Annotated in this window: 18 protein-coding genes; 3 read left to right on the top strand and 15 right to left on the bottom strand. The window is 68.9% G+C overall.

What is annotated here, in order from left to right; genetic code table 11:
• Positions 1-20: 20 nt before the first annotated feature.
• The 7 genes from J2S35_RS04620 to lysS all read right to left on the bottom strand — a co-directional run bounded on the left by J2S35_RS04620 (position 21) and on the right by lysS (position 8,163).
• On the bottom strand, positions 21-863 hold the full coding sequence (locus tag J2S35_RS04620; protein ID WP_309850328.1) for a hypothetical protein: 843 nt from the start codon (positions 861-863) through the stop codon (positions 21-23).
• Between the two features lie 26 nt (positions 864-889).
• Positions 890-1,234 (bottom strand): hypothetical protein, encoded by a 345-nt coding sequence (locus J2S35_RS04625; protein ID WP_309850331.1) that lies wholly within the window; start codon positions 1,232-1,234, stop codon positions 890-892.
• Positions 1,235-1,825: 591 nt separating this feature from the next.
• Positions 1,826-2,605: a hypothetical protein gene (locus J2S35_RS04630; protein ID WP_309850333.1), complete on the bottom strand. Its 780-nt coding sequence runs from the start codon at positions 2,603-2,605 to the stop codon at positions 1,826-1,828.
• Positions 2,606-3,084: 479 nt separating this feature from the next.
• The gene (locus J2S35_RS04635; protein ID WP_309850336.1) at positions 3,085-5,727 is read right to left on the bottom strand and encodes an ATP-dependent Clp protease ATP-binding subunit; all 2,643 of its coding nucleotides are present in this window, start codon (positions 5,725-5,727) and stop codon (positions 3,085-3,087) included.
• Positions 5,728-5,931: 204 nt separating this feature from the next.
• Positions 5,932-6,270 carry a histone-like nucleoid-structuring protein Lsr2 gene (locus J2S35_RS04640; RefSeq protein ID WP_309850338.1) on the bottom strand — a complete coding sequence of 113 codons (339 nt, stop codon included), beginning with the start codon at positions 6,268-6,270 and terminating at the stop codon, positions 5,932-5,934.
• A 139-nt stretch (positions 6,271-6,409) separates the two neighbouring features.
• Positions 6,410-6,643 carry a hypothetical protein gene (locus tag J2S35_RS04645; RefSeq protein WP_309850341.1) on the bottom strand — a complete coding sequence of 78 codons (234 nt, stop codon included), beginning with the start codon at positions 6,641-6,643 and terminating at the stop codon, positions 6,410-6,412.
• Positions 6,644-6,645: 2 nt separating this feature from the next.
• Positions 6,646-8,163: a lysine--tRNA ligase gene (gene lysS / locus J2S35_RS04650; RefSeq protein WP_309850342.1), complete on the bottom strand. Its 1,518-nt coding sequence runs from the start codon at positions 8,161-8,163 to the stop codon at positions 6,646-6,648.
• Between the two features lie 177 nt (positions 8,164-8,340).
• Between lysS and J2S35_RS04655 the strand changes: the two genes are divergently transcribed.
• Positions 8,341-9,321, top strand: coding sequence for an alpha/beta fold hydrolase (locus tag J2S35_RS04655; RefSeq protein ID WP_309850344.1), 981 nt, complete (start codon positions 8,341-8,343; stop codon positions 9,319-9,321).
• An 18-nt stretch (positions 9,322-9,339) separates the two neighbouring features.
• Here J2S35_RS04655 and J2S35_RS04660 read toward each other — a convergent pair whose 3' ends face one another.
• On the bottom strand, positions 9,340-11,325 hold the full coding sequence (locus J2S35_RS04660; RefSeq protein ID WP_309850345.1) for a M13 family metallopeptidase: 1,986 nt from the start codon (positions 11,323-11,325) through the stop codon (positions 9,340-9,342).
• A 67-nt stretch (positions 11,326-11,392) separates the two neighbouring features.
• Here J2S35_RS04660 and J2S35_RS04665 point away from each other — a divergent pair, with 67 nt between their 5' ends.
• Together J2S35_RS04665 and J2S35_RS04670 are read left to right on the top strand one after the other, a co-directional pair.
• Positions 11,393-12,019 carry a GNAT family N-acetyltransferase gene (locus J2S35_RS04665; RefSeq protein ID WP_309850348.1) on the top strand — a complete coding sequence of 209 codons (627 nt, stop codon included), beginning with the start codon at positions 11,393-11,395 and terminating at the stop codon, positions 12,017-12,019.
• Positions 12,020-12,118: 99 nt separating this feature from the next.
• Positions 12,119-12,601 carry a glutathione peroxidase gene (locus J2S35_RS04670; RefSeq protein WP_309850351.1) on the top strand — a complete coding sequence of 161 codons (483 nt, stop codon included), beginning with the start codon at positions 12,119-12,121 and terminating at the stop codon, positions 12,599-12,601.
• A gap of 119 nt (positions 12,602-12,720) precedes the next feature.
• Here the strand turns inward: J2S35_RS04670 and panC are convergent, their stop codons facing one another.
• The 7 genes from panC to folP are packed head-to-tail and all read right to left on the bottom strand — an operon-like array spanning position 12,721 to position 19,298.
• The gene (gene panC, locus J2S35_RS04675; protein ID WP_309850353.1) at positions 12,721-13,785 is read right to left on the bottom strand and encodes a pantoate--beta-alanine ligase; all 1,065 of its coding nucleotides are present in this window, start codon (positions 13,783-13,785) and stop codon (positions 12,721-12,723) included.
• Entirely contained in the window at positions 13,782-14,693 is a 912-nt protein-coding gene (locus tag J2S35_RS04680; protein ID WP_309850355.1) for a Rossmann-like and DUF2520 domain-containing protein, read from the bottom strand. The genes panC and J2S35_RS04680 overlap by 4 nt, the downstream gene beginning before the upstream one ends.
• The gene (locus tag J2S35_RS04685; RefSeq protein WP_309850356.1) at positions 14,690-16,468 is read right to left on the bottom strand and encodes a PH domain-containing protein; all 1,779 of its coding nucleotides are present in this window, start codon (positions 16,466-16,468) and stop codon (positions 14,690-14,692) included. The genes J2S35_RS04680 and J2S35_RS04685 overlap by 4 nt, the downstream gene beginning before the upstream one ends.
• 2 nt (positions 16,469-16,470) lie before the next feature.
• On the bottom strand, positions 16,471-17,025 hold the full coding sequence (locus tag J2S35_RS04690; RefSeq protein ID WP_309850359.1) for a PH domain-containing protein: 555 nt from the start codon (positions 17,023-17,025) through the stop codon (positions 16,471-16,473).
• Complete coding sequence (locus J2S35_RS04695) at positions 17,009-17,473, bottom strand: DUF3180 domain-containing protein (protein WP_309850361.1); 465 nt, start codon at positions 17,471-17,473, stop codon at positions 17,009-17,011. The genes J2S35_RS04690 and J2S35_RS04695 overlap by 17 nt, the downstream gene beginning before the upstream one ends.
• On the bottom strand, positions 17,470-18,402 hold the full coding sequence (gene folK / locus J2S35_RS04700) for a 2-amino-4-hydroxy-6-hydroxymethyldihydropteridine diphosphokinase (protein ID WP_309850364.1): 933 nt from the start codon (positions 18,400-18,402) through the stop codon (positions 17,470-17,472). Before folK ends, J2S35_RS04695 begins: the two co-directional genes overlap by 4 nt.
• Positions 18,399-19,298 (bottom strand): dihydropteroate synthase, encoded by a 900-nt coding sequence (folP, locus tag J2S35_RS04705; protein WP_309850366.1) that lies wholly within the window; start codon positions 19,296-19,298, stop codon positions 18,399-18,401. Before folP ends, folK begins: the two co-directional genes overlap by 4 nt.
• Positions 19,299-19,322: the final 24 nt, after the last annotated feature.

Below are 19,322 nucleotides of genomic sequence, written 5' to 3' on the forward strand. Positions count from 1 at the left end.
CATTCCTTGGGAGGCCCGGCTTACTCGCTCAGAATCTTCCGGGCGCGCTCAAGAGACTCCTGCGTGAGAGTGCTCAGCTCGACGATCTTCTCCTCGTTGCCCCGGGCCCACGAGCCCAGGCCGTCGAGAACGGCGTTGTCCACGTCCTCGCGGATGTTCTCGGCCTTCTGGCAGGCGACGTCCTGACGGATCATGGCCTTCTCTTCCTCGTGGACGGGCGCGCCATCAGCCCGGTACTGGCCCCATTTCTCAGCGGCAAGCTTGGGCGCCTCGCCGAGCTTGACCGGGTAGCCCGCTGCCTTCATGCACTTCTCGTACCCGTAGGCGGCCGACTTCAAGGACTTCTCCGCCCTCTTCATTGCGTCTGTCGCGGTGCGGGGAGCCTCGTTAAAGAAGTTCTCGATACGCATGGAGGTTACGAGGTCTCCGTACACGGCCTTGCGTGCCTCGGCCACACAGCCTTCGCTATCGACACTCACCTCCAATCTTTCCAGCCTCACGGATACTTTCTTCGCGGGATCATCGGGGCCAATGACCCTCCGTCTTTGTTCAGCCGTCATGCCCTCGGTCGAGCTTGATTCCTCGCGTACGGTGCTCGGGTATCCAATCCTGACGGCGAGTTTCTCCTCGGGAAGGATGCCGCTGAACCCAGCAATGGAACCGAGCACGGGACCGCTAAAGGGAATCTTCTTGCTCCACCCCTCCTTCCGGGCGCACTCGTTGAGGGACTTCTCGAGTGCCGCACTGAGCTCCGGCGGAGGCAACAGGAGGGTCCGTGTCTGCGAACGAAGCGGCTCATCAAGGGGCTGCTTGAAGGCCGCGCAGGCCGTTGCGGACATTGTCACTGCGAGAATGGCCACCACGGCCTGCGCTTTCTTTCTCATGTGACTTAGCCCCACCACGTGGTGAAGTAGTCGATCTTGTCGCTCGCTTCCCACAGATTCGCGTAATCTGCGTAGCGATTTGCAGTCATCTCAATCGTCGAGACGCCCCACATGACGTTGTTCCGACCGTAGATCGTATTATCACGCTGGTTCTTGATCGAGGAGGTCCGGTTCTGCGGAACCCACATCACGGTGGGATTTCCCTCGACATGAACCAGCAGCTCCCGGTAGTTCACGTGATCGAAGGCCTCGAAGTAGTCGGCCGATGCAGGAGTGGATGCCCCAACGGCCAGGCCGGTCGCCAGCATGGCTGCACATGCTGCCTTGACTCCCTTGTTGATGAAGGCCACGATTGCCTCCTTCCTGAGGCCGAGCGACATGTCCCAACCTCGGACTCATGCCCCCTCTCGACGAGGTACGAGAGGTTCGTGATGAAGAACTTATATCATTCGTTCTTGCAACCAGTCAACACCAACGCCCCGCATCCCCCTCGCCCACCTCCTCCCCACCCCGTTGCGCGACGACTTTGAAGCGAGAATCACGCCCCAAGCGCGCGAAACCCGCCCCTCAACGGGGGACGGGAGGGCACGCAAAAGCGGGGCCCCTTCACAGAGGACCCCGCCTGCTCAGCGCTGCCCCGCGGTGGCAATGCTCCCGGTCTTACCAACTCACGTGCCCAGCCACGAACTCCCGGGCATCCGCAAGGCCATGGAAGACCGCGGGAGCGCCGGGACGGCACTTCATCGTGCGGACTCGAACTCCTTGAAGGTGTTGTCATTGCTGACTCGCGGACGAGTGAAACTCTTCCGCACTCCCAGGACCGCGAGGAACTCAGTCAACAAATTTGAGCGCACGGCCGAGCCTGAATCCGAATGGACCACATCCGGGATGACCCCTCCGGCAGAGGTGATGGCCTGCGCGAAAATCACCCGAGCCGCGCGTCACCGCGACCCCAAGACAGTCCGGGCCCGCTCAAGCGCCGCTTGCTTCTTCTCCCTCAGGCCCAGGATGCGCTTTTCGTTGTCCCGAACCCACGCCCCGGCCACCTCGAAGTAGGCTTCATCGAGCTTCTGAGCCAGCCCAACTTTCTCTTGGCAGCCACCGTCAGCACGCGCCAGCTCCAGCTCACGTCCGGCGGGACGCTCCCCAGGCTTCCGCTTCGGGGATACGTTCTTCTCGGCCCAATCCCTCGCCTGGCCGAACTTGATGTCGAAGCCTGCCTCGGACATGCACTTTTGATATTCTGGCGCCGCCTTTCTCAGCACCTTTTCATACTTGCTGAGGTCCTTCTGTCCGGATGGCAGAACTTCGTTTATGAAGTTCGTCAGGCGAAGGGCATCCTCCAGGGAGCCATACACTTTCTTCTGCGCTTCGGCATGACACCCCGTACTCGCCGTCGAGACGACCGCCCCGCCAGGGAGCGCAACCTTCGTCTTCGGCTCATCATCCTGAGATGGCCCGCTCGACGAGAACCCCATAATGGATTTCTCCTGGGATTCACTCATCTGAGGCCGCGGTGTATCGTCATCCGCAGCACTGGAGTAGCCCCACCTCTCAGCCTCTTTGGAGCTTCGCCAGACGTCGGGGACGCCCGTCACTGACGAGGGGCCGCCGCCATGCTGAAGGTGAACCCCATGAGTCCACCCATACTTGAGGGCGCATTCGCTCGTCAGAACATTGATAGCCGCCCCCACTTCGGGGTCTCTGTTCATGAGATCCACAACGGCATCCCTGCTCACCTGACTCGTCTCCACTGGCACCGGCTGTGAGCATCCAGTCAGCATCAATACGGCCAGGGCACATGCCACCGGGCCACCCCTCCGGCCTCCGCGGCCCATGAAGGTCATCAAAGCCCCCTCCTACGACCGAGCTGCGCCACCCGACCCTCGCACCAACACCCTCTCGAACGTGCACGAGAGGTTCGTGATGAAGAACTTATATCATTCGTCTTTGCAACCTGTCAACAACAACACCCCCTGCCCCCTCGCCCACCTCCTCACCACCCCGTTGGGCGGCGACTTTGAAGCGAGAATCCCGCGCCAGGCGTGCGAAACCCGCCCCGCGACGGGGGCCAAGTAGGGACGGGAGGACACGCAAAAGCGGGGCCCCCATCACAGGGGACCCCGCCTTGCTCAGCGCTGCGCCGACGACGCCCAGCAGACCGGAGCGCTACCGGCCGCGCAGCGCTGCGCCAGAACCGCTACAGCGTGCCCGGGCCGCGCTCGTTCTCCACGGCCCGCGCGGACAGCCCGCCCGGCGCCTGGAATGCGGACGAGCCCGAGGACCGCGGCACCCGCGTGGTGTCCTTCTCGAACTCGTCGATCGGCTCCACGACCTCCGGCGCCTCAACCGACTCGGCGTCGTTCTCCGCAGTCCGGGGCTCGGAGCTGAACGTGAACTCGGCGTCGTCGCCCTCTCCCTTGACGTCCACGGAGATGTGGTGACCCTCGAGGATCTCTCCGAAGAGGATCTTCTCGGAGAGCTGGTCCTCGATCTTGGTCTGGATGGTGCGGCGGAGGGGCCGGGCACCCATGGCCGGGTCGTAGCCGAGGTTCGCGAGGCGGATCTTCGCGGCGTTCGTCACCGAGATGGTCATGTCCTTCTCCGCGAGGCGGCGGGCCAGGCGGCGGATGAAGAGGTCGACGATCTGGACGATCTCCTCCTCCGTCAGCTGCGGGAAGACGACGACGTCGTCCACGCGGTTGAGGAACTCCGGCCGGAAGTGCTGCTTGAGCTCCTCGTTGACGCGGGCCTTCATGCGCTCGTAGTTGGTCGTCGAGTCCGTCGAGGACTGGAAGCCCGTCTGGACCGGACGCGAGGCATCCCGCGTTCCAAGGTTGGTGGTCATGATGATCACCGTGTTCTTGAAGTCCACCACGCGGCCCTGCGAGTCCGTCAGGCGGCCGTCCTCCAGGATCTGGAGGAGGGAGTTGAAGAGGTCCTGGTGTCCCTTCTCAACCTCGTCGAAGAGGACCACGGAGAACGGGCGACGACGGACCTTCTCGGTCAGCTGGCCGCCCTCCTCGTAGCCCACGTATCCGGGAGGGGCACCGAAGAGCTTGGAGACGGTGTGCTTCTCCGCGTACTCAGACATGTCAAGCGTGATGAGCGCGTCCTGGTCCCCGAAGAGGAACTCCGCGAGGGCCTTGGCGAGCTCGGTCTTGCCGACGCCCGTGGGGCCCGCGAAGATGAACGAGCCGCCGGGGCGGTTGGGGTCCTTGAGGCCGGCACGCGTGCGCCGGATGGCGCGGGCGATCGACTTGATGGCCTCGTCCTGGCCGATGACGCGCTTGTGCAGCTCGTCCTCCATGCCGAGCAGACGCGAGGACTCCTCCTCGGACAGCTTGACCACGGGGATGCCGGTGGACTTGGAGAGGACCTCGGCGATGAGGTCGGCGTCGACGAGCGCGGACTGGTCCGAGCCGCCGTTCTTCCACTCCTCCTCGCGCTCGGCGCGCGCCTTCGTGAGCTTGGACTCCTCGTCACGCAGGCTGGCCGCGCCCTCGAAGTCCTGCTCGTCGATGGCCGCTTCCTTCTTCTTGCGGACGGCCTCAATCTCCTTGTCCATCTCCTTGAGCTCGGCGGGCGGCGTCATGCGCTGGATGCGCAGGCGGGCGCCGGCCTCGTCGATCAAGTCGATGGCCTTGTCCGGGAGGAACCGGTCCGAGATGTACCGGTGGGCGAGGGAGGCCGCGGCCTCGAGGGCCTCGTCCGTGATGGTCACCTTGTGGTGCGCCTCGTACTGGTCACGCACGCCCTGGAGGATCTGGAACGTGAGCTCGACGCTCGGCTCCGCGACCTGGATCGGCTGGAAGCGGCGCTCAAGCGCCGGGTCCTTCTCGATGTGCTTGCGGTACTCGTCCAGCGTGGTGGCTCCGATGGTCTGGAGCTCGCCGCGGGCCAGCATCGGCTTGAGGATGCTGGCGGCGTCGATGGCGCCCTCCGCCGCGCCGGCACCGACGAGGGTGTGGATCTCGTCGATGAAGAGGATGATGTCACCGCGCGTGCGGATCTCCTTGAGGACGCCCTTGAGGCGCTCCTCGAAGTCACCGCGGTACCGCGAGCCGGCCACGAGGGAGCCCAGGTCAAGCGTGTAGAGGTGCTTGTCCTTGAGCGTCTCGGGGACGTCGTTGCGGACGATCGCCTGGGCGAGGCCCTCGACAACGGCCGTCTTTCCGACGCCCGGCTCGCCAATGAGGACGGGGTTGTTCTTGGTGCGGCGCGAGAGGACCTGCATGACGCGCTCCATCTCGTGCTCGCGGCCGACGACGGGGTCCAGCTTGTGGTCCCGCGCCGCCTGGGTGAGATTGCGGCCGAACTTGTCCAGCACCGTGGAGCCTGCGGGCTGGCCCTCTGCGCGGCCGCCGCCTGCGCCTGCACCGACGCCCGCGGTCTCCTTGCCGCCCGGGTAGCCCTGGATCATCTGGACGACGGTCTGGCGGACCTGCCCGAGCTCGTGGCCGAGCTTGACGATGACCTGCGCGGCCACGCCCTCGCCCTCACGCAGGAGGCCGAGGAGGATGTGCTCGGTGCCGATGTAGTTGTGGCTGAGCTGGAGGGCCTCGCGGAGCGAGAGCTCCAGGACCTTCTTGGCACGCGGGGTGAAGGGGATGTGGCCGCCCGCGCCCTGCTGGCTGGGGCCGATCATGTCCTGGACCTGCTCCCGCACGGCCTCGAGGGTGATGTCCAGCGAGGCCAGGGCCTTGGCCGCAATGCTGTCCCCCTCCTGGATCAGGCCGAGCAGGATGTGCTCGGTTCCGATGCAGTTGTGGTTGAGGGTGCGGGCCTCTTCCTGGGCCAGCACGACAACCCGGCGGGCTCTGTCCGTAAAGCGTTCAAACACGCGGCACACTCCTTGCTCTGACGTTGGCTTTGACTCTACGCAACCGGCCCCGCGCTCTTGCGGGTTGTTCGCAAGCGGTGGAATCACTCGGGTGGCCGGGAGGCGACGAGAAAGGCCGACACCGTCCGCTTAGGTGCTGCGGATGGTGCCGGCCTGGCGACGGCGGGCGGGGCCTCAGCCCCGCACTGCGTCCTGTACGCCCGCTCAGCTGTTGTGGGCGGCGGCGTACTTGTCGAAAATCTCCTGGTGGATGCGTCCGCGGTCCGAGACGTTGAACCCCTGCTCCTTGGCCCAGGCGCGCACCTTGGCGGTGTGCCCCGAACGGGACGCAGCGGCACCCGAGCGGCCCGGCGAGCGGCGCCCGCGGGTGTTGGTCTTCATGGCCACCGAGATAAAGGGCTTGAGGGCCTCGCGGAGCTTCTCCGCGTTCTCGGTGTTGAGGTCAATCTGGTACTCGACGCCGTCAAGGGCGAATCGAACGGTCTCCTCGGCGGCTCCCCCGGAGAGATCGTCTTCGAGGATAATCTGAACCTTCTGTGCCATAAGGCTACCTCCTTATGTATTGGTCACGCGTTCCGCCCGCCGGTGATTGGCAGGGCGTTTGTCTTGCACATAACACCCTACATGCAAAGCGCACTAAAACGCCACCAACCAACCCGAATGTTACGGCGATTCCCTGCACTCACTCAGGAACGGATGGTGCGCGCCCTTCTTTATCCGGGCCTCCATCAGCGTCACCCATCTTTGTTGCCGAATGCACCTCAGGGTGAGCTGCGAGGTACTCTTCACGCGCCTCCCGGTACGCCTCCCGCTCCCCGCGATCTGCCTTCAAGACAGCGCGATACACGAACCAGAAGATGAAGAAAATGCCAATGGACGGCAACAGGACGTCAACGTAGGGGCCGATGGCGTCCATGTCTAGGCCTCGGGCTTGAGGAGAGGGAACAGGATGGTCTCGCGGATGCCCGCGTCCGTGAACAGCATGACGAGGCGGTCAACGCCGAGCCCCAGCCCGCCCATCGGCGGAGCGCCGTACTCCAGGGCGCGAAGGAAGTCCTCGTCGAGCTGCATCGCCTCGTCGTCGCCCCCGGCAGCCATGCGCGACTGCTCGGTGAGGCGCTCGCGCTGCAGGACCGGGTCCACCAGCTCGCTGAACGCCGTGCCGCGCTCCATGCCGCCGATGATGAGGTCCCACGCCTCGATGAGGCGCGGGTTGTCCCGGTGCGGTCGGGCCAGCGGCTGAGCGGACGGCGGGTAGTCGCACACGAACGTCGGGTTGATGAGCGTGGGCTCCACAATCTCGCCAAAGAGTTCGACGACGGCCTTTTCAGCATTCCACGCCGGATCGAGAGAAACGCCGCGCTCATCCGCGATCTCGCGGAGAACTGACAGGTCCGTGTCAGGGGTGATCTCGCGGCCCACGGCCTCCGACAGACCCGGGTAAACGGAGACCCAGCGCCATTCGGCGTCGAGGTCAATCACGCCCGCGGCCGTCTCGATCTGATGCGGGGCGCCAATGGCGTCTGCGGCGTTGAGGACGATCTCCTTCATGCGCTCGGCCATGACGAATTGGTCCGCCCAGGCCTCGTAGCACTCGAGAGTCGTGAATTCGGGGCTGTGCGTGGAATCGACCCCCTCGTTGCGGAAGACGCGGCCGATCTCGAAGACGCGCTCGATGCCGCCGACGACGGCGCGCTTCAGGTACAGCTCCGTGGCGATGCGCAGAGTCATCGGCTGGTCGAACGCGTTGAGGTGCGTCTGGAAGGGGCGCGCCTGGGCGCCGCCGTGGACGAGCTGAAGGATGGGCGTCTCCACCTCGATGTACCCGTGCCCGTGAAGAGTCTCACGGACGGACCGGGTGATGAGCGAGCGCTGGCGGACCATGTCCCGGGCCGCGTCACGGACCATGAGGTCCGCGTAGCGCTGGCGCACCCGCGTCTCCTCGTTGAGCTCCGCGTGGATCATCGGCATGGGGCGCAGGGCCTTGGACGCCATCCGCCACTCGTCCACCATGACGGAGAGCTCCCCCCGGCGGGATGAGATGGCCTGCCCGGAAACGAACACGTGGTCACCGAGGTCCACCGTCTGCTTCCACGCCGCGAGGGACTCCTCCCCCACCTCGGCGAGGGACACCATGGCCTGGATCCGCGTGCCGTTTCCCTGCTGGAGAGTCGCGAAACACAGCTTGCCCGTATTGCGGACGAACACGACGCGGCCGGCCAGCGCCACCCGCTTTCCCGATTCCTCTCCGGCCTCGAGATGCCCGAATTCCTCACGCGCCTGCTCGATCGTGTGCGTCAGGGGCAGGGACACCGGGTAGGGCTCCTGGCCCGCGTCAACAAGCTGCTGGCGCTTGGCCTGGCGAACAAGCATCTGCTCGGAGACCTCCGCGGAGGTCGGGGGCGTCTGGCTGGATGCGGAATCAGAAGAAGTCACAATCCCTGATTCTACCGCCCATGTCCCTTCTCTCAGGGGGCATTGAGGTAACCGGAGGAAGATTGCCTGTGTCTGATGCCGGGGCCCAACGCCCCTCGCCCGCACCATGCGGGGGGTCGGCTCCCTTGATGCGCCGGCCAGGTTTTTGCCCAACCGTCTCTTGGAGGTGAGCCCACCGTGAAGCACCAGCTTTCTCAGAGAGTTCTCGCCCTCCCGGGCAACGCAAGGCTTGAGCTCTTCTCAATGGGCGAGGGCCCTGGAATTGTCGTGGTCCACGGCGCCATGGTGACCATCCACCAGTACCTGGGCCTCATTCACCGCCTTCACGCATTCACCGGAATGCCGGTGCACTTCTATCACCGGCGCGGCCGAGGCTCATCCTCCGCTCAGCCGGAGAACTACTCTCTGCGCACGGAGATCGAGGACGCTGAGGCCGTGGTCCGTGCCACCGGCTCCCGCATTCTCCTGGGACACAGCTTCGGCGGGGCCGTGGCCCTCCACGCAGCCCGCGCCATGGGGCCTGACCTCCTGGACGGGGTCATCACCTACGACGCCGCCGCCAACGTCGGCGGCAGCTTCCCCACGGGATACCTCCCCGAGGCCAACGCGGCGCTCTCCTACGGAAGACTCGCCCTCGCCACGGCCATCGCGGGCAAGAATCTCGGCACGGTGCCCTTCCTTCCGCGCCTGCCCCTCCCCGTCCTGGCCCGCATGATCCAGACAGCGGCCCGGACCTCGGCGGGCGCACAGCTCGAGTACCTCGCCGCGCCCACCCTCCGAGAGCTCGAGCAGCTCCGGCAGAGCGACCGCCCCGCGGACCAGTACGGCCTCAGCGTGCCGACCCTTCTCCTCGTCGGCGCGCGCTCCCCGCGCTTCTTCCGGCGCGCCTCCGAAGAGATCGCGGAGGCCACCAACGCAACAGTCCGCGTGCTCTTGGGCCTTCATCACGACGGCGGAACCCGCGGGCCTCTGCCCGTGATCCGAGAGGTGGCCGAGTTCTGCCGGGCCACCGGCGTGGAGACCGCCCCCTGCCGCCCTTCACGGCGCCGAAGCGCCGCGGCGGCCGCGCGCAGCGGCGTGGGGATTCGCAGCGGGATCCCGCGGCCGAAGGCTCGTCGTCGGCCAGAGCCCCCGGCCGAGGAGACGCCCGGCGCCTGAAGCGCCGGGCGGCCCCGTCTACCAGATAGAAACCCGCGCCTCCGGGGCGAGGTACATGCCGTCTCCCGGCTTCGTACCGAACGCCTCGTGGAACGCGTCCAGGTTCTTCGCCGGCTCGTTGGCGCGGAACTCCGCGGGCGAGTGCGGGTCGCTCGAGACCTGGAGCTCGAGGAACTCCTTGCGGGCCTTCGTCTTCCAGATCGTGGCCCACGAGTAGAAGAACCGCTGCAGAGCAGGCATGCCGTCCACGTCCGGCGCCGTCTCCAGCGTCAGGCCCCGGTTCTGGAGGTAGAGGGCGTACGCCTTGAGGCCGATCCCCAGGCCGCCGAGGTCGCCGATGTTCTCGCCGAGGGTCAGCTCGCCGTTGACCTTGGCCTCAGGCGCATCCGCGGGGCGGAGACCGTCATACTGCGAGACGAGCGCGCGCGTGCGCTCCCGGAACGCGGCCTCGTCCTCCTCCGTCCACCAGTTCTCGAGGCGGCCGTCGCCGTCGTAGCGCGAGCCCTGGTCGTCGAAGCCGTGGCCGATCTCGTGTCCGATCACCGCGCCGATGCCCGCGAAGTTCACCGCCGCGTCCGCCTCCGGGTCGAAGAACGGCGGGCGCAGGATGGCCGCGGGGAAGACGATCTCGTTGGCCGGCGGCATGTAGTAGGCGTTGACGGTCTGGGGCGTCATGAGCCACTCGCGGCCCGTGACGCCGTCGTCGATCTTCTGCAGCTCCCGCCGCGTCTCGTCCAGGTTGGCGTTCATGGCCGTGCGGACGAGGTCACCCTCCACGATCTCGATGCCCGAGTAGTCCTTCCACTCCTCAGGAAAGCCGATCTTCGTGACGAACTTGTCGAGCTTCGTCAGCGCCTTGGCGCGGGTGGCGTCCGACATCCACTCCAGGCCCTCGATGGACTCCCGGTACGCACGGACGAGGTAGTCGACGAGCTCGAGCATCTGCTCCTTGGCGGCCGGCGGGAAGTGCTCGGCGACGAAGAGCGCGCCGATGTCCTCCCCGACGACGCCCTCGACAAAGCCGACGCCGCGCTTCCAGCGGTCCCGCTGCTCCGTGGTGCCGGACAGCGTCTTGGACGTGAAGTCCCAGTTGCTGCGGACAATCGCCTTGGACAGGTACGGGGCCGCGAAGTGGGCGGCGAAGTTTTTGAGCCACGCCTTCCACGTCTCGAGGGGCTCGGACTCGAGGAGCTCGCTCACGCCGTCGAGGGCCTCCGGCTGCCAGACCTGGATGGTCTCGCGCTGGTCCTCGCGGCTGCCCATCGCGGCGAGCCACGCGTGCAGGCGCGGCCATCGGGCCTTGAAGTCCGCGTCCGTCGTGGGATTGTTGCGGGCGACGGCGTCCCGCGAGCGCACCTTGTCCCAGTGCGCGGCGGCGATCTTCGTCTCAAGCTGGAACACGTCCTCCGGCGAGGCCTCGATGCCCGTGAGGCCGAAGAACTCCTCGAGGTGGCGGACGTACTTCTCGCGGATCTCGGTGAACTCGTCCTCGCGGTAGTAGGCCTCGTCCGGGAGGAAGATGCCGTGCTGGACGACGAAGAGGCGGTTGTCCTTGGGGCTGTTCGGGTCGATGCTCACGAAGGGCGCCGCGAACGTGGCGATGCCGGCGGCGGCCAGGCGGCCCGCGACCTCGACGAGCTCGTCGATGCTCGCGGCGGAGTCGATCTCCGCGAAGACGGGCTGAAGGGGTGAGGCGCCCCGGGCCTCGATGGCCTCCTCGTCCATGAACATGGAGTAGAGGGCCCCGATGCGCCGAGCCTTGACGGCCTCGGGCGAGGCGTCGTCGTCATCCTGCGCGCTCTCGGCAGCCCGCTCGATGATGCGCCGCACGTCCTCCTCCGCCTGGTCCCGGAGGGCGCGGAAGGAGCCGTCGGCGCCGCGATCGGCCGGGATCTCGTGGGTGTCGAGCCAGCGGCCGTTGACGTGGCGGTAGAGGTCGTCCTGGATGCGGATGGACTCGTCGCGGTCCTCGAAGACGGCGGGAGCGGGTGTGGTCTCAGTCATACCTTCCAGGGTAACGAGTCCCGCAGAGGAGTTTGGAAAATGCTTGGGGCTGCCTTAATGTTTCATCATGGAGCTGATTGATTTTTCCCAACCACCCACGCTGACCGACGACGGGCTGACGCTGCGGAAGCACCGCCTCGAGGACGTCGACGCCGTCTACGAGCGCTGCCGCGACGCCGCCAGCATCGCCTGGACCACGATCCCCCGCGAGTACACGCGAGACATGGCCGAGGAGTACGTCAAGGGGCTGCTCGCAGGCGACGGCCCCACGTGGTCCTGGGCCCTTGAGGCGGACGGCACCTACGCGGGCACGCTCGACCTCCGATTCTCCGGCGTGGACAACGCCGAGGAGCTCGAGCTGGCCCGCGCCGACGCCGAGCGGTTCGGCGGGGTCCGGCCCCTGCCCACGGGCGAGGTCGGATTCGTGACCCACCCCGCATTCCGGGGCCGGGGGCTCATGGGACGGGCCGTCCGGCTCGGCCTCGGAGAGGCGTTCCGGCGCGGGCTCATCGAGCGCGCCGTCTGGAAGGCGAAGGCCGGCAACGTCGGCTCGCTCAAGGCCGCGCGCGCCGCCGGCTTCCCTCCGCACATCGAGGCCCCGGCCATCCTCAGCGAGCGCGGCATCAACAACGACGGCTGGGTCTCCGTGCTGACGCGCGAACAGTGGGAGACGGCGCAGAGCGAGGCCGGCTGAGAGGCCCACGGGGGCGGCCGCGGCCGCGGAGGAAGAGGCCGGCGGCCGCCTCGTCGTCGACCCTTCCCTACTACCAGGTAAGAGGCTTATGCTCGACGCATGACAACCCTCTTCGATTTCACCGCGACCACCCTTGAAGGCGCCGAGAAAGACCTCGCCGACTACCGAGGCAACGTCTGCCTCGTGGTCAACACCGCGAGCAAGTGCGGGTTGACACCCCAGTACGCAGGCCTTCAGAAACTCCACGAAGACTACGAGGACCAGGGCCTGACCATCCTCGGCTTCCCGTGCAACCAGTTCGGCAGCCAGGAGCCCGGGGAGGAGGCCGAGGTCGGCGAGTTCTGCCAGCGCAACTACGGCGTCAGCTTCCCCATGTTCGCCAAGGTGGACGTGAACGGCAAGGACACGCACCCGGTGTTCGCGTGGCTCAAGGGCGAGAAGTCCGGACTCCTGGGCGGCGCCATCAAGTGGAACTTCACCAAGTTCCTCGTCGGCCGGGACGGACAGGTCATCGAGCGCTTCGGCCCGACGACCGAGCCCGAGAGCCTGCGCCAGGCCATCGAGAAGGCCCTCGCAGCCTAGAGCCCGGTCAAACCGCGACATCTTTGGGTGAAGCGCGGCACCTGTGGGGGGCGCCGGGCCGCAGGGAACCGGCTCAATCCTGACGTGCTTCGGTTGAACATGCCGCGGATCGGCGGGGCCTACAGGTGCAGGTTGTCGAGGAGCCGGACAGCCCCAACCCTCGCCGCGACCACGACGACGCCCCACGGCGCCGCGCCCTCGGCACGGGAGCCCGTCGGTGCCATCCCGCCCGCAGCGTCTGCGGTGCGCCTGGTGCCACAGGCGGACCCGTCGTCGGTGTCTGCGGTGCGCGTGATGCCACCGGCGGACCCGCCAGCCAGGGGCTCGAAGGTCTGCGGGTCCACGAGCTCGAGGTAGTCCAGCTCGACCCCCGGGGCCGCCTCGAGCTCGGCCCGCGCCGCCTCCAGGCCCAGGGGCCGCCCAGCCTCCGCGTCCCGCCGCAGCCCGGCCAGCACGCGGCTGAGCACCAAGGCCTGCTCCCGCTCCTCCGCTGACAGGAACCGGTTCCGCGAGGAGAGCGCGAGCCCGTCGGCGTCACGGACGATCGGCACCCCGCGCACCTCGACGTCGATCGTCAGGTCCGCGGCCATGCGGCGGATGAGCGCCAGCTGCTGTGCGTCCTTCTCCCCGAAGAACGCGAGGAAATCGGCCTCGCCGCGAGGGGCCGCCGCGTTGAAGAGCTTGGCCACCACGGTGAGCATGCCGTCGAAGTGCCCGGGCCGGCTCGCACCCTCAAGCACCGTGCCCATTCGCCCTGCCGAGACGCGCACCATGGGCTCGCCCGACGGGTACATCTCGGCGGCGCTCGGCGCGAAGGCGAGGTCCGCCCCCTCGGCCTCGAGGATCCTCAGGTCCGCTTCGAGGGTGCTGGGGTACCGGGCGAGGTCCGCAGGGTCCCCGAACTGGAGGGGATTGACGAAGATCGAGACGACGACGACGTCCGCCGCCGCCCGCGCCCGCCGAACGAGCTCGGCGTGCCCCGCGTGGAGCGCCCCCATCGTGGGGACGAGGGCCACGACTGGCCGCCCCGCTCCCCCGGACCGAGCACGCGCGGGGGCCGGCCCAGCCTGAGCCCCTCCCTCCCCGGGCTGCGACCCCGCGGAGGCTGATGCGTCCTGGGCTAGCCGGACGAGCCGGGCCTCCTCGGCGCGCAGCGCCTCGACGGTGGTGACGACTCGAGTCACGACTGGTCCTCCTTGACTGGGCCCAGAGTGAGCCTGCGAATGATGCGGCTGGCCGTCTCGGCCCTCAGGCGCCCGGCCTGAAGCGCACGCCGGGCCGTCGCCACGGCGAGCTCCCGGTAGGCGCCGAGGAGATCCTCGGCCCCCGGGTCCGAGTCCACAAGGGCCTCCAGCGCCCGCACATGCACCTCGAGCGTGTCCTCGTCCCCTCTGGCCACGGGCCCCGTCAGCGCGTCCTCCCCCGCCGCGAGCGCGTTCTCCAAAGAGGCCAGCATGAGCGGGCGGAGCATCCGCGAGGGGTCCTCGACCCCAGCCCGGGCCAGGAGCGCCGCGGACTGCCCCGCAATCGTGGTCAGGTGGTTCGACGCGTGCGCCAGCGCCGCGTGGTACAGCGGGCGGTCCTCCTCATCGATGAGCACAGGCTCCCCGCCCATCTCGACGGCGAGGGCCTGGGCGATCGGCAGGAACACCGGGTCAGCCGTGACCCCGAACGCGGCGTCCTGGAGCCGGGCGAGGTCCAGGCTCATGCCCGTGAACGTCATGACGGGATGGACGGCCACGCCCACCGCCCCGAGCCCACGGGCGGGCTCGAACACCGAGATGCCCTGCCTGCCGGACGTGTGCACGAGGATCTGCCCCGCCCTGATGTGGCCTCCCTCGGCAAGGCCGGCGACGAGTGGCGCAAGCGCGTCGTCGGGCACGGCGAAGAGGACAAGTTCAGCGGCGCGCACCGCCTCATCCACGGGAAGGACGGGCACCTGGGGCAGGAGGGTCTCGGCCCGCTCCCGGCTCGCCTCGGACACGGCGGTGACGGCGACGACGTCGTGCTCCGCCGCTCGCAGCGCCGCCCCGAGAACGGCGCCCACTTTGCCGGCCCCGATCACGGAGACCTTGAGGCGACCCGGCTTCACTCGGGGCGCCCGGGGGTGGGATCGGCGGCTGTGCCCGGCGTGGGCTCGGACTCGGCAGGGCCCGGCGTGGGCTCGGACGAGGGCGCTGGCTCAGGCGCGGTGCTGCGGCCGCGCGGGCCCGGGAGGAGGGAGGCCTGCGCGCCGCGGACCGAGGCTCGGCTCATGTCGGCGAAGAGGCGCTCCGCGTCCTCAAGCGCGAGCAGCCCGGCCGCGCCCGTGACGCTGCCCGTGAAGGAGCTGCCCGCGATCTTCGGCTCCACGTCCGCGGTGCCCGTCATGCGGCTGAGCGGGCCCTGGGAGAACGCGACGCCCTGGAGGCGCGCGGCCGGCAGGAGGACGAGGCGTCGGCTGAGGGCGCCGCTCCTGCTGAGGTACATGGTGCCGTCGTATCCGGCGCCGAGGCGCGGGAAGTCCAGCGGCGCACGCCAGCGCTGGCCCGGCTTGGGGCGGAGAAGCCCGTCCGCCTCATGCGGAATGAACGCGTCAAGGCGCTCCGCCGCCTGGGGCATGGCGGCCGCGAGCACGCGCTCGACGTCTGCCCAGGTGCCCACGGGCATGATGTCCTGAAGCTTGGAGTCGTCCACCGTGGCGCTGCCAGCCACGGTGATCTTGACGCGGTACCAGCCGAACGCCCGCCACAGCAGCGGCGAGGTCACGGTGACGGCATGGATCCGCTCCGTCCTCAGGGCCCGCATGGACGTCGAGGCGATCCCCCGCGTCATCGCGAGCTGCGAGCCGGTCTTGACAAGACGGTAGTTGAGCTTGGCCTGGATGGAGCTGAACGCGCTCCAGACCACGCCGACGACGGCCGCGAGCCCGCCAGTCATGACGCCGGAGGCCACCTCCCGGGCGATCTCCCACGGGAGCGCGGCGGCAATGGCACCGAGGCCATAGAGCAGGCCGATGAAGATCACCCCGGGACTGAGGATCCGCGAGCCGATGACCTTGACCGGGTCCGCTCGGAAGACCTCCTCGCGGATGTCCTCAGGACGGACGACGGCGTTCTCGCCGGGCGCGAGCGCCGCCTCGTTGACGGCCACGTCCGTGACATCTGAGCCGGAGCTGGCCGCCGCGGCCGCGGCCGCGCTGGGGGCGCCGTCGGCAGGGGCCCCCTCCCCCGCGGCGGACTCGCCGGCCCCGCGGCTCTGCGCCTCACGGCCCTCGCCGTCGGCTGCGAGACGCAGGATGCGAGACCGCAGCGCCTCAGCCTCACGCTTCGTGACGAACTCGAGGGAGAAGTCCTCGCCCTCCCCGTTCGCTGTGACGAAGGAGAGCTTGGCAAGCCCGAAGAGCCGGGGAAGGAACGGCTGCTCGACGTCCACCGACTGGATGCGGTCCACGCGCAGCTGCTTGCGGACCTTGAAGAGCCAGCCCTGGCGCAGATAGACGTGGTCCTCGCTCACCCAGTACCGGGAGAAGACCCACGAGAGGACCATGAACCCGAGAATGAGCACGGGGATGCCGATGCCCACGGCGATGCCCCGTGGGGACAGCTCGCCCCAGCCGCCCTCGGGGAACGGGTGGAAGCCCTTGCCCTCGATGGCAGCCTCCAGCACATCCCGGCCGTGGGAGAAGAGGAAGAAGCCAATGAGCAGCCAGAAGCGGAAGAGCGGCGTGGACCAGTGGACGTGGCGCCAGGCCGAGGGGTCGGGGACGGAGCCCGTTGCCTTCGGCGCGGGGGCGTCCGGCGCGGGCGCGTGCTGCTCGGGGACGTCGCGTGCGGGGGCGTCCGGCGCAGCGTTCTCGTGCTCGCGCGGCTCCTGCTCGTGGGCCATGCTCACAGCCCTGCCAGGCGCGAGCTCCCGAGGGCGACAAGACGCTCCTTGAGCGCCTCAGCCTCGTCGAGCGGCAGGCCCTCGACCTTGGCCTCGCCGTCCGAGGCCGCCGTGTGCAGCGTGACGCTGGCGAGCCCGAAGCGGGAGAGGACGGGCCCCTGCTCCACGGTGCAGTACTGGATGCGGCCGTACGGCACGGAGACAACACTGCGGAAGAGGGCGCCGCGGGCCACAATGAAGTCCTCGTCCCGCTCGGCGAAGCCGTGATTGCGCACGAAACGGCCCGCAAGCGCCACGCCGACCGCCGCGAAGACGAGGAAGGGGACCGTGACCAGCAGCCAGACCCACAGGGGCGCGGGGCTCTTGGTCCCAGAGATGACGCCGACGATGGCCGCGCCCGCGAGGGCCAGCCCCACCCAGCCGAGGGCGCCGAGGCTCTTGGCCGTCTTGAGTCGCGGGTCCGGGCGGAGCAGTCCCTCAGAGAACGGCGGGGTGTGCGGGCGGTTCACGGAGGGTTCCCGTTCGGGTGCGGGGGTCGAGTCAGCGGTGTGGCTCAAGGCCCTCTCCTTCGTCGGGTGGGATGCGGCAGAAGTACTCAACCAGGATTCCACACCCCACCAGGGCGAGGCCACACCCTGTCATGACAAGAGAGGCGACGACCGTCTGCGACATCCCCGCCCCGGCCGCGAGCCCGGACGCGGCGAGAACCCCCGCATGCCAGCCGGCGACGACGGCCCCCGCGTGGGCGCAGGCCTGACCGAGCACGAGCACCCGCGCGGCTACAAGCGGCTCCACGGCGCGCGGGGCCTTCCCCGTCCGGGTCCGGTAGACACCCCACCCGAACCCCACGGCGACGAGGCAGAGCACGCCCATCGTCAGCGCGGCGGACCAGGGGAAGCGAATGGCCGGCCAGCCCTCCCGAGCCACCATGACGTTGACGAACCAGCCGACGACACCCGCGACGACGGCGAAGGCCACGAGGGGCAGGGGGCGAATGGCTTTCATCGGCCCGGCCCCTCCGCGGGGGCATTCGGCGCGGCGGCCTCCCACTTGAGTGGCCCAAGGCGTTCAACGCCGTCCCGGTCAGGCGCGCTGGCCGCCAGCTCGGCGACGCCCTGGCCCGCGAGCCTCGCCTCGGGCTCTGCCCAGGACCACGGCGCGAGGACGAAGGCCCGCTCGGCGGCTCGAGGGTGCGGGAGGGTCAGGACGGGGTCCGCACTGACGAGCTCCCCGCCCGCGGCCGCCCCGACGGCGGTGCCCGTCCGCCGCAAGGCCACGACGTCGATATCCAGGGTCCGGGCACCCCACCGCACGCCCCGCTCCCGGTGATGCTCCGCCTCGATGCGGTGCGCGAACGCGAGGAGCGCGCGGGGGGCGAGGCTCGTCTCCCCCGTGACGACGATGTTGAGATAGTCCGGCTGCCCCTCAGGGCCGCCGACGGGCTTGGTCCGGGCGACGTCACTCACCGAGTCCACCCGCACCCGGGGGTGGGCCGCGAGGGCCCCGACGGCCTCCGCGAGCGTGGCCCCGGAGTCCCCGAGGTTGCTCCCGAGGGCGAGGACCATGCGGAGGCGCTCCCGGCGGACGGTCACGCTGACCCCGCCGAACGGGACCTCGATGGGGGCCTGGGGCTTGTGGACCGTGACCGTGACGGCGGTGGCGCGCTCGCCTGCCAGGCCAAGGCATCGGGCCGCGATGTCCTCGGCCAGCGCCTCGATGAGGTCCCGGGGCTCGCCCACGATGAGCGCATGGGCCGCCTCCGCGAGCTCGGCGTAGTTGACGGTCTCCTCGAGCGCGTCGCTGGCCCCCGCGGCGGAGTGGTCTGTCTCCAGGGTGAGGTCCACGCGGAACGTCTGCCCCTCGCGCTTCTCGATCTCGAAGACGCCGTGGTGGCCCGTGGCCTCGATTCCCGTGAGGGTGATGAGGTCGCTCATCGGCCCGCGCCCGCCCGCGCAGGCTCGTCCCGCAGAGCCTCCGCCACCGCGACCGCGTCCGCGTTCCCGGCCACGTCGTGCACCCGCACGGCCCAGACGCGCCGCTGCGCGAGCGCCGCGGTGAGGGCCACGGTGGCGGCGTCCCGCCCGTCCACGGGGCGGTCCTCCCCGTGCGCGGCCAGGAGGGAGCCGAGGAAGCGCTTGCGGCTCGCCCCGATGAGCACGGGGAGACCGAGCGCCTCAAAGCGCGGGATCGCGCGCAGCAGGGCCCAGTTGTCCGCGGGGCGCTTGCTGAAGCCGAGGCCCGGGTCCAGGATGATCTTCTCCCGCGCCACGCCGGCCGCCTCGAGGCGGGCCAGGGGCCCCTCGAGCTCGGCGAGGACCTCGGACGGGGCGTCGTCGTACGCCGCCTTGGGGTCCTGCGAGCGGACGGGGCCGCGCGAGTGCATGAGCACGTAGTGGACGCCCGTCTCCGCGACGACGCGCGCCATCTCGTCCGTCATCTCCACCCCGGAGACGTCGTTGATGATGAGCGCTCCGGCCTTGACGGCCGCGCGGGCCGTCGAGGCGTTCTTCGTGTCCACGGAGACGACGACACCGGCCGCCGCGAGACGCTCGACCACCGGGATCACGCGGGCTGCCTCCGCCGCGGGGTCGACGGGCACAGCGTCTGGGCGCGTCGACTCGCCGCCGACGTCCACGATGTCCGCCCCGGCCCGGCTCATCTCGAGTCCGTGGCGCACTGCCTCCTGTGGCGTGGCGTGGCGGCCGCCGTCCGAGAACGAGTCCTCCGTGACGTTGAGGACCCCCATGACGAGCGTCCGGTCCGGCAGGGCCTCGACGCGCCGCGGGCGGCGGCGGGCCCCCTCCTCGGGAAGTGCTGCGAGTGAATCCATCGTCTCCGTCTACCTTCTGGGTGA

It is taken from the genome of Falsarthrobacter nasiphocae, assembly GCF_031456275.1.
Classification (GTDB): Bacteria; Actinomycetota; Actinomycetes; order Actinomycetales; family Micrococcaceae; genus Falsarthrobacter; species Falsarthrobacter nasiphocae.

What these genes read in the sequence shown, in the direction of transcription:
- J2S35_RS04645 (WP_309850341.1), bottom strand. Translation starts at nt 6,643, where the DNA reads ATGGACGCCATCGGCCCCTACGTTGACGTCCTGTTGCCGTCCATTGGC.
- folK (WP_309850364.1), bottom strand. Translation starts at nt 18,402, where the DNA reads ATGAGCGACCTCATCACCCTCACGGGAATCGAGGCCACGGGCCACCAC.
- J2S35_RS04685 (WP_309850356.1), bottom strand. Translation starts at nt 16,468, where the DNA reads ATGGCCCACGAGCAGGAGCCGCGCGAGCACGAGAACGCTGCGCCGGAC.
- folP (WP_309850366.1), bottom strand. Translation starts at nt 19,298, where the DNA reads ATGGATTCACTCGCAGCACTTCCCGAGGAGGGGGCCCGCCGCCGCCCG.
- J2S35_RS04660 (WP_309850345.1), bottom strand. Translation starts at nt 11,325, where the DNA reads ATGACTGAGACCACACCCGCTCCCGCCGTCTTCGAGGACCGCGACGAG.
- J2S35_RS04665 (WP_309850348.1), top strand. Translation starts at nt 11,393, where the DNA reads ATGGAGCTGATTGATTTTTCCCAACCACCCACGCTGACCGACGACGGG.
- J2S35_RS04695 (WP_309850361.1), bottom strand. Translation starts at nt 17,473, where the DNA reads ATGAAAGCCATTCGCCCCCTGCCCCTCGTGGCCTTCGCCGTCGTCGCG.
- J2S35_RS04670 (WP_309850351.1), top strand. Translation starts at nt 12,119, where the DNA reads ATGACAACCCTCTTCGATTTCACCGCGACCACCCTTGAAGGCGCCGAG.
- J2S35_RS04640 (WP_309850338.1), bottom strand. Translation starts at nt 6,270, where the DNA reads ATGGCACAGAAGGTTCAGATTATCCTCGAAGACGATCTCTCCGGGGGA.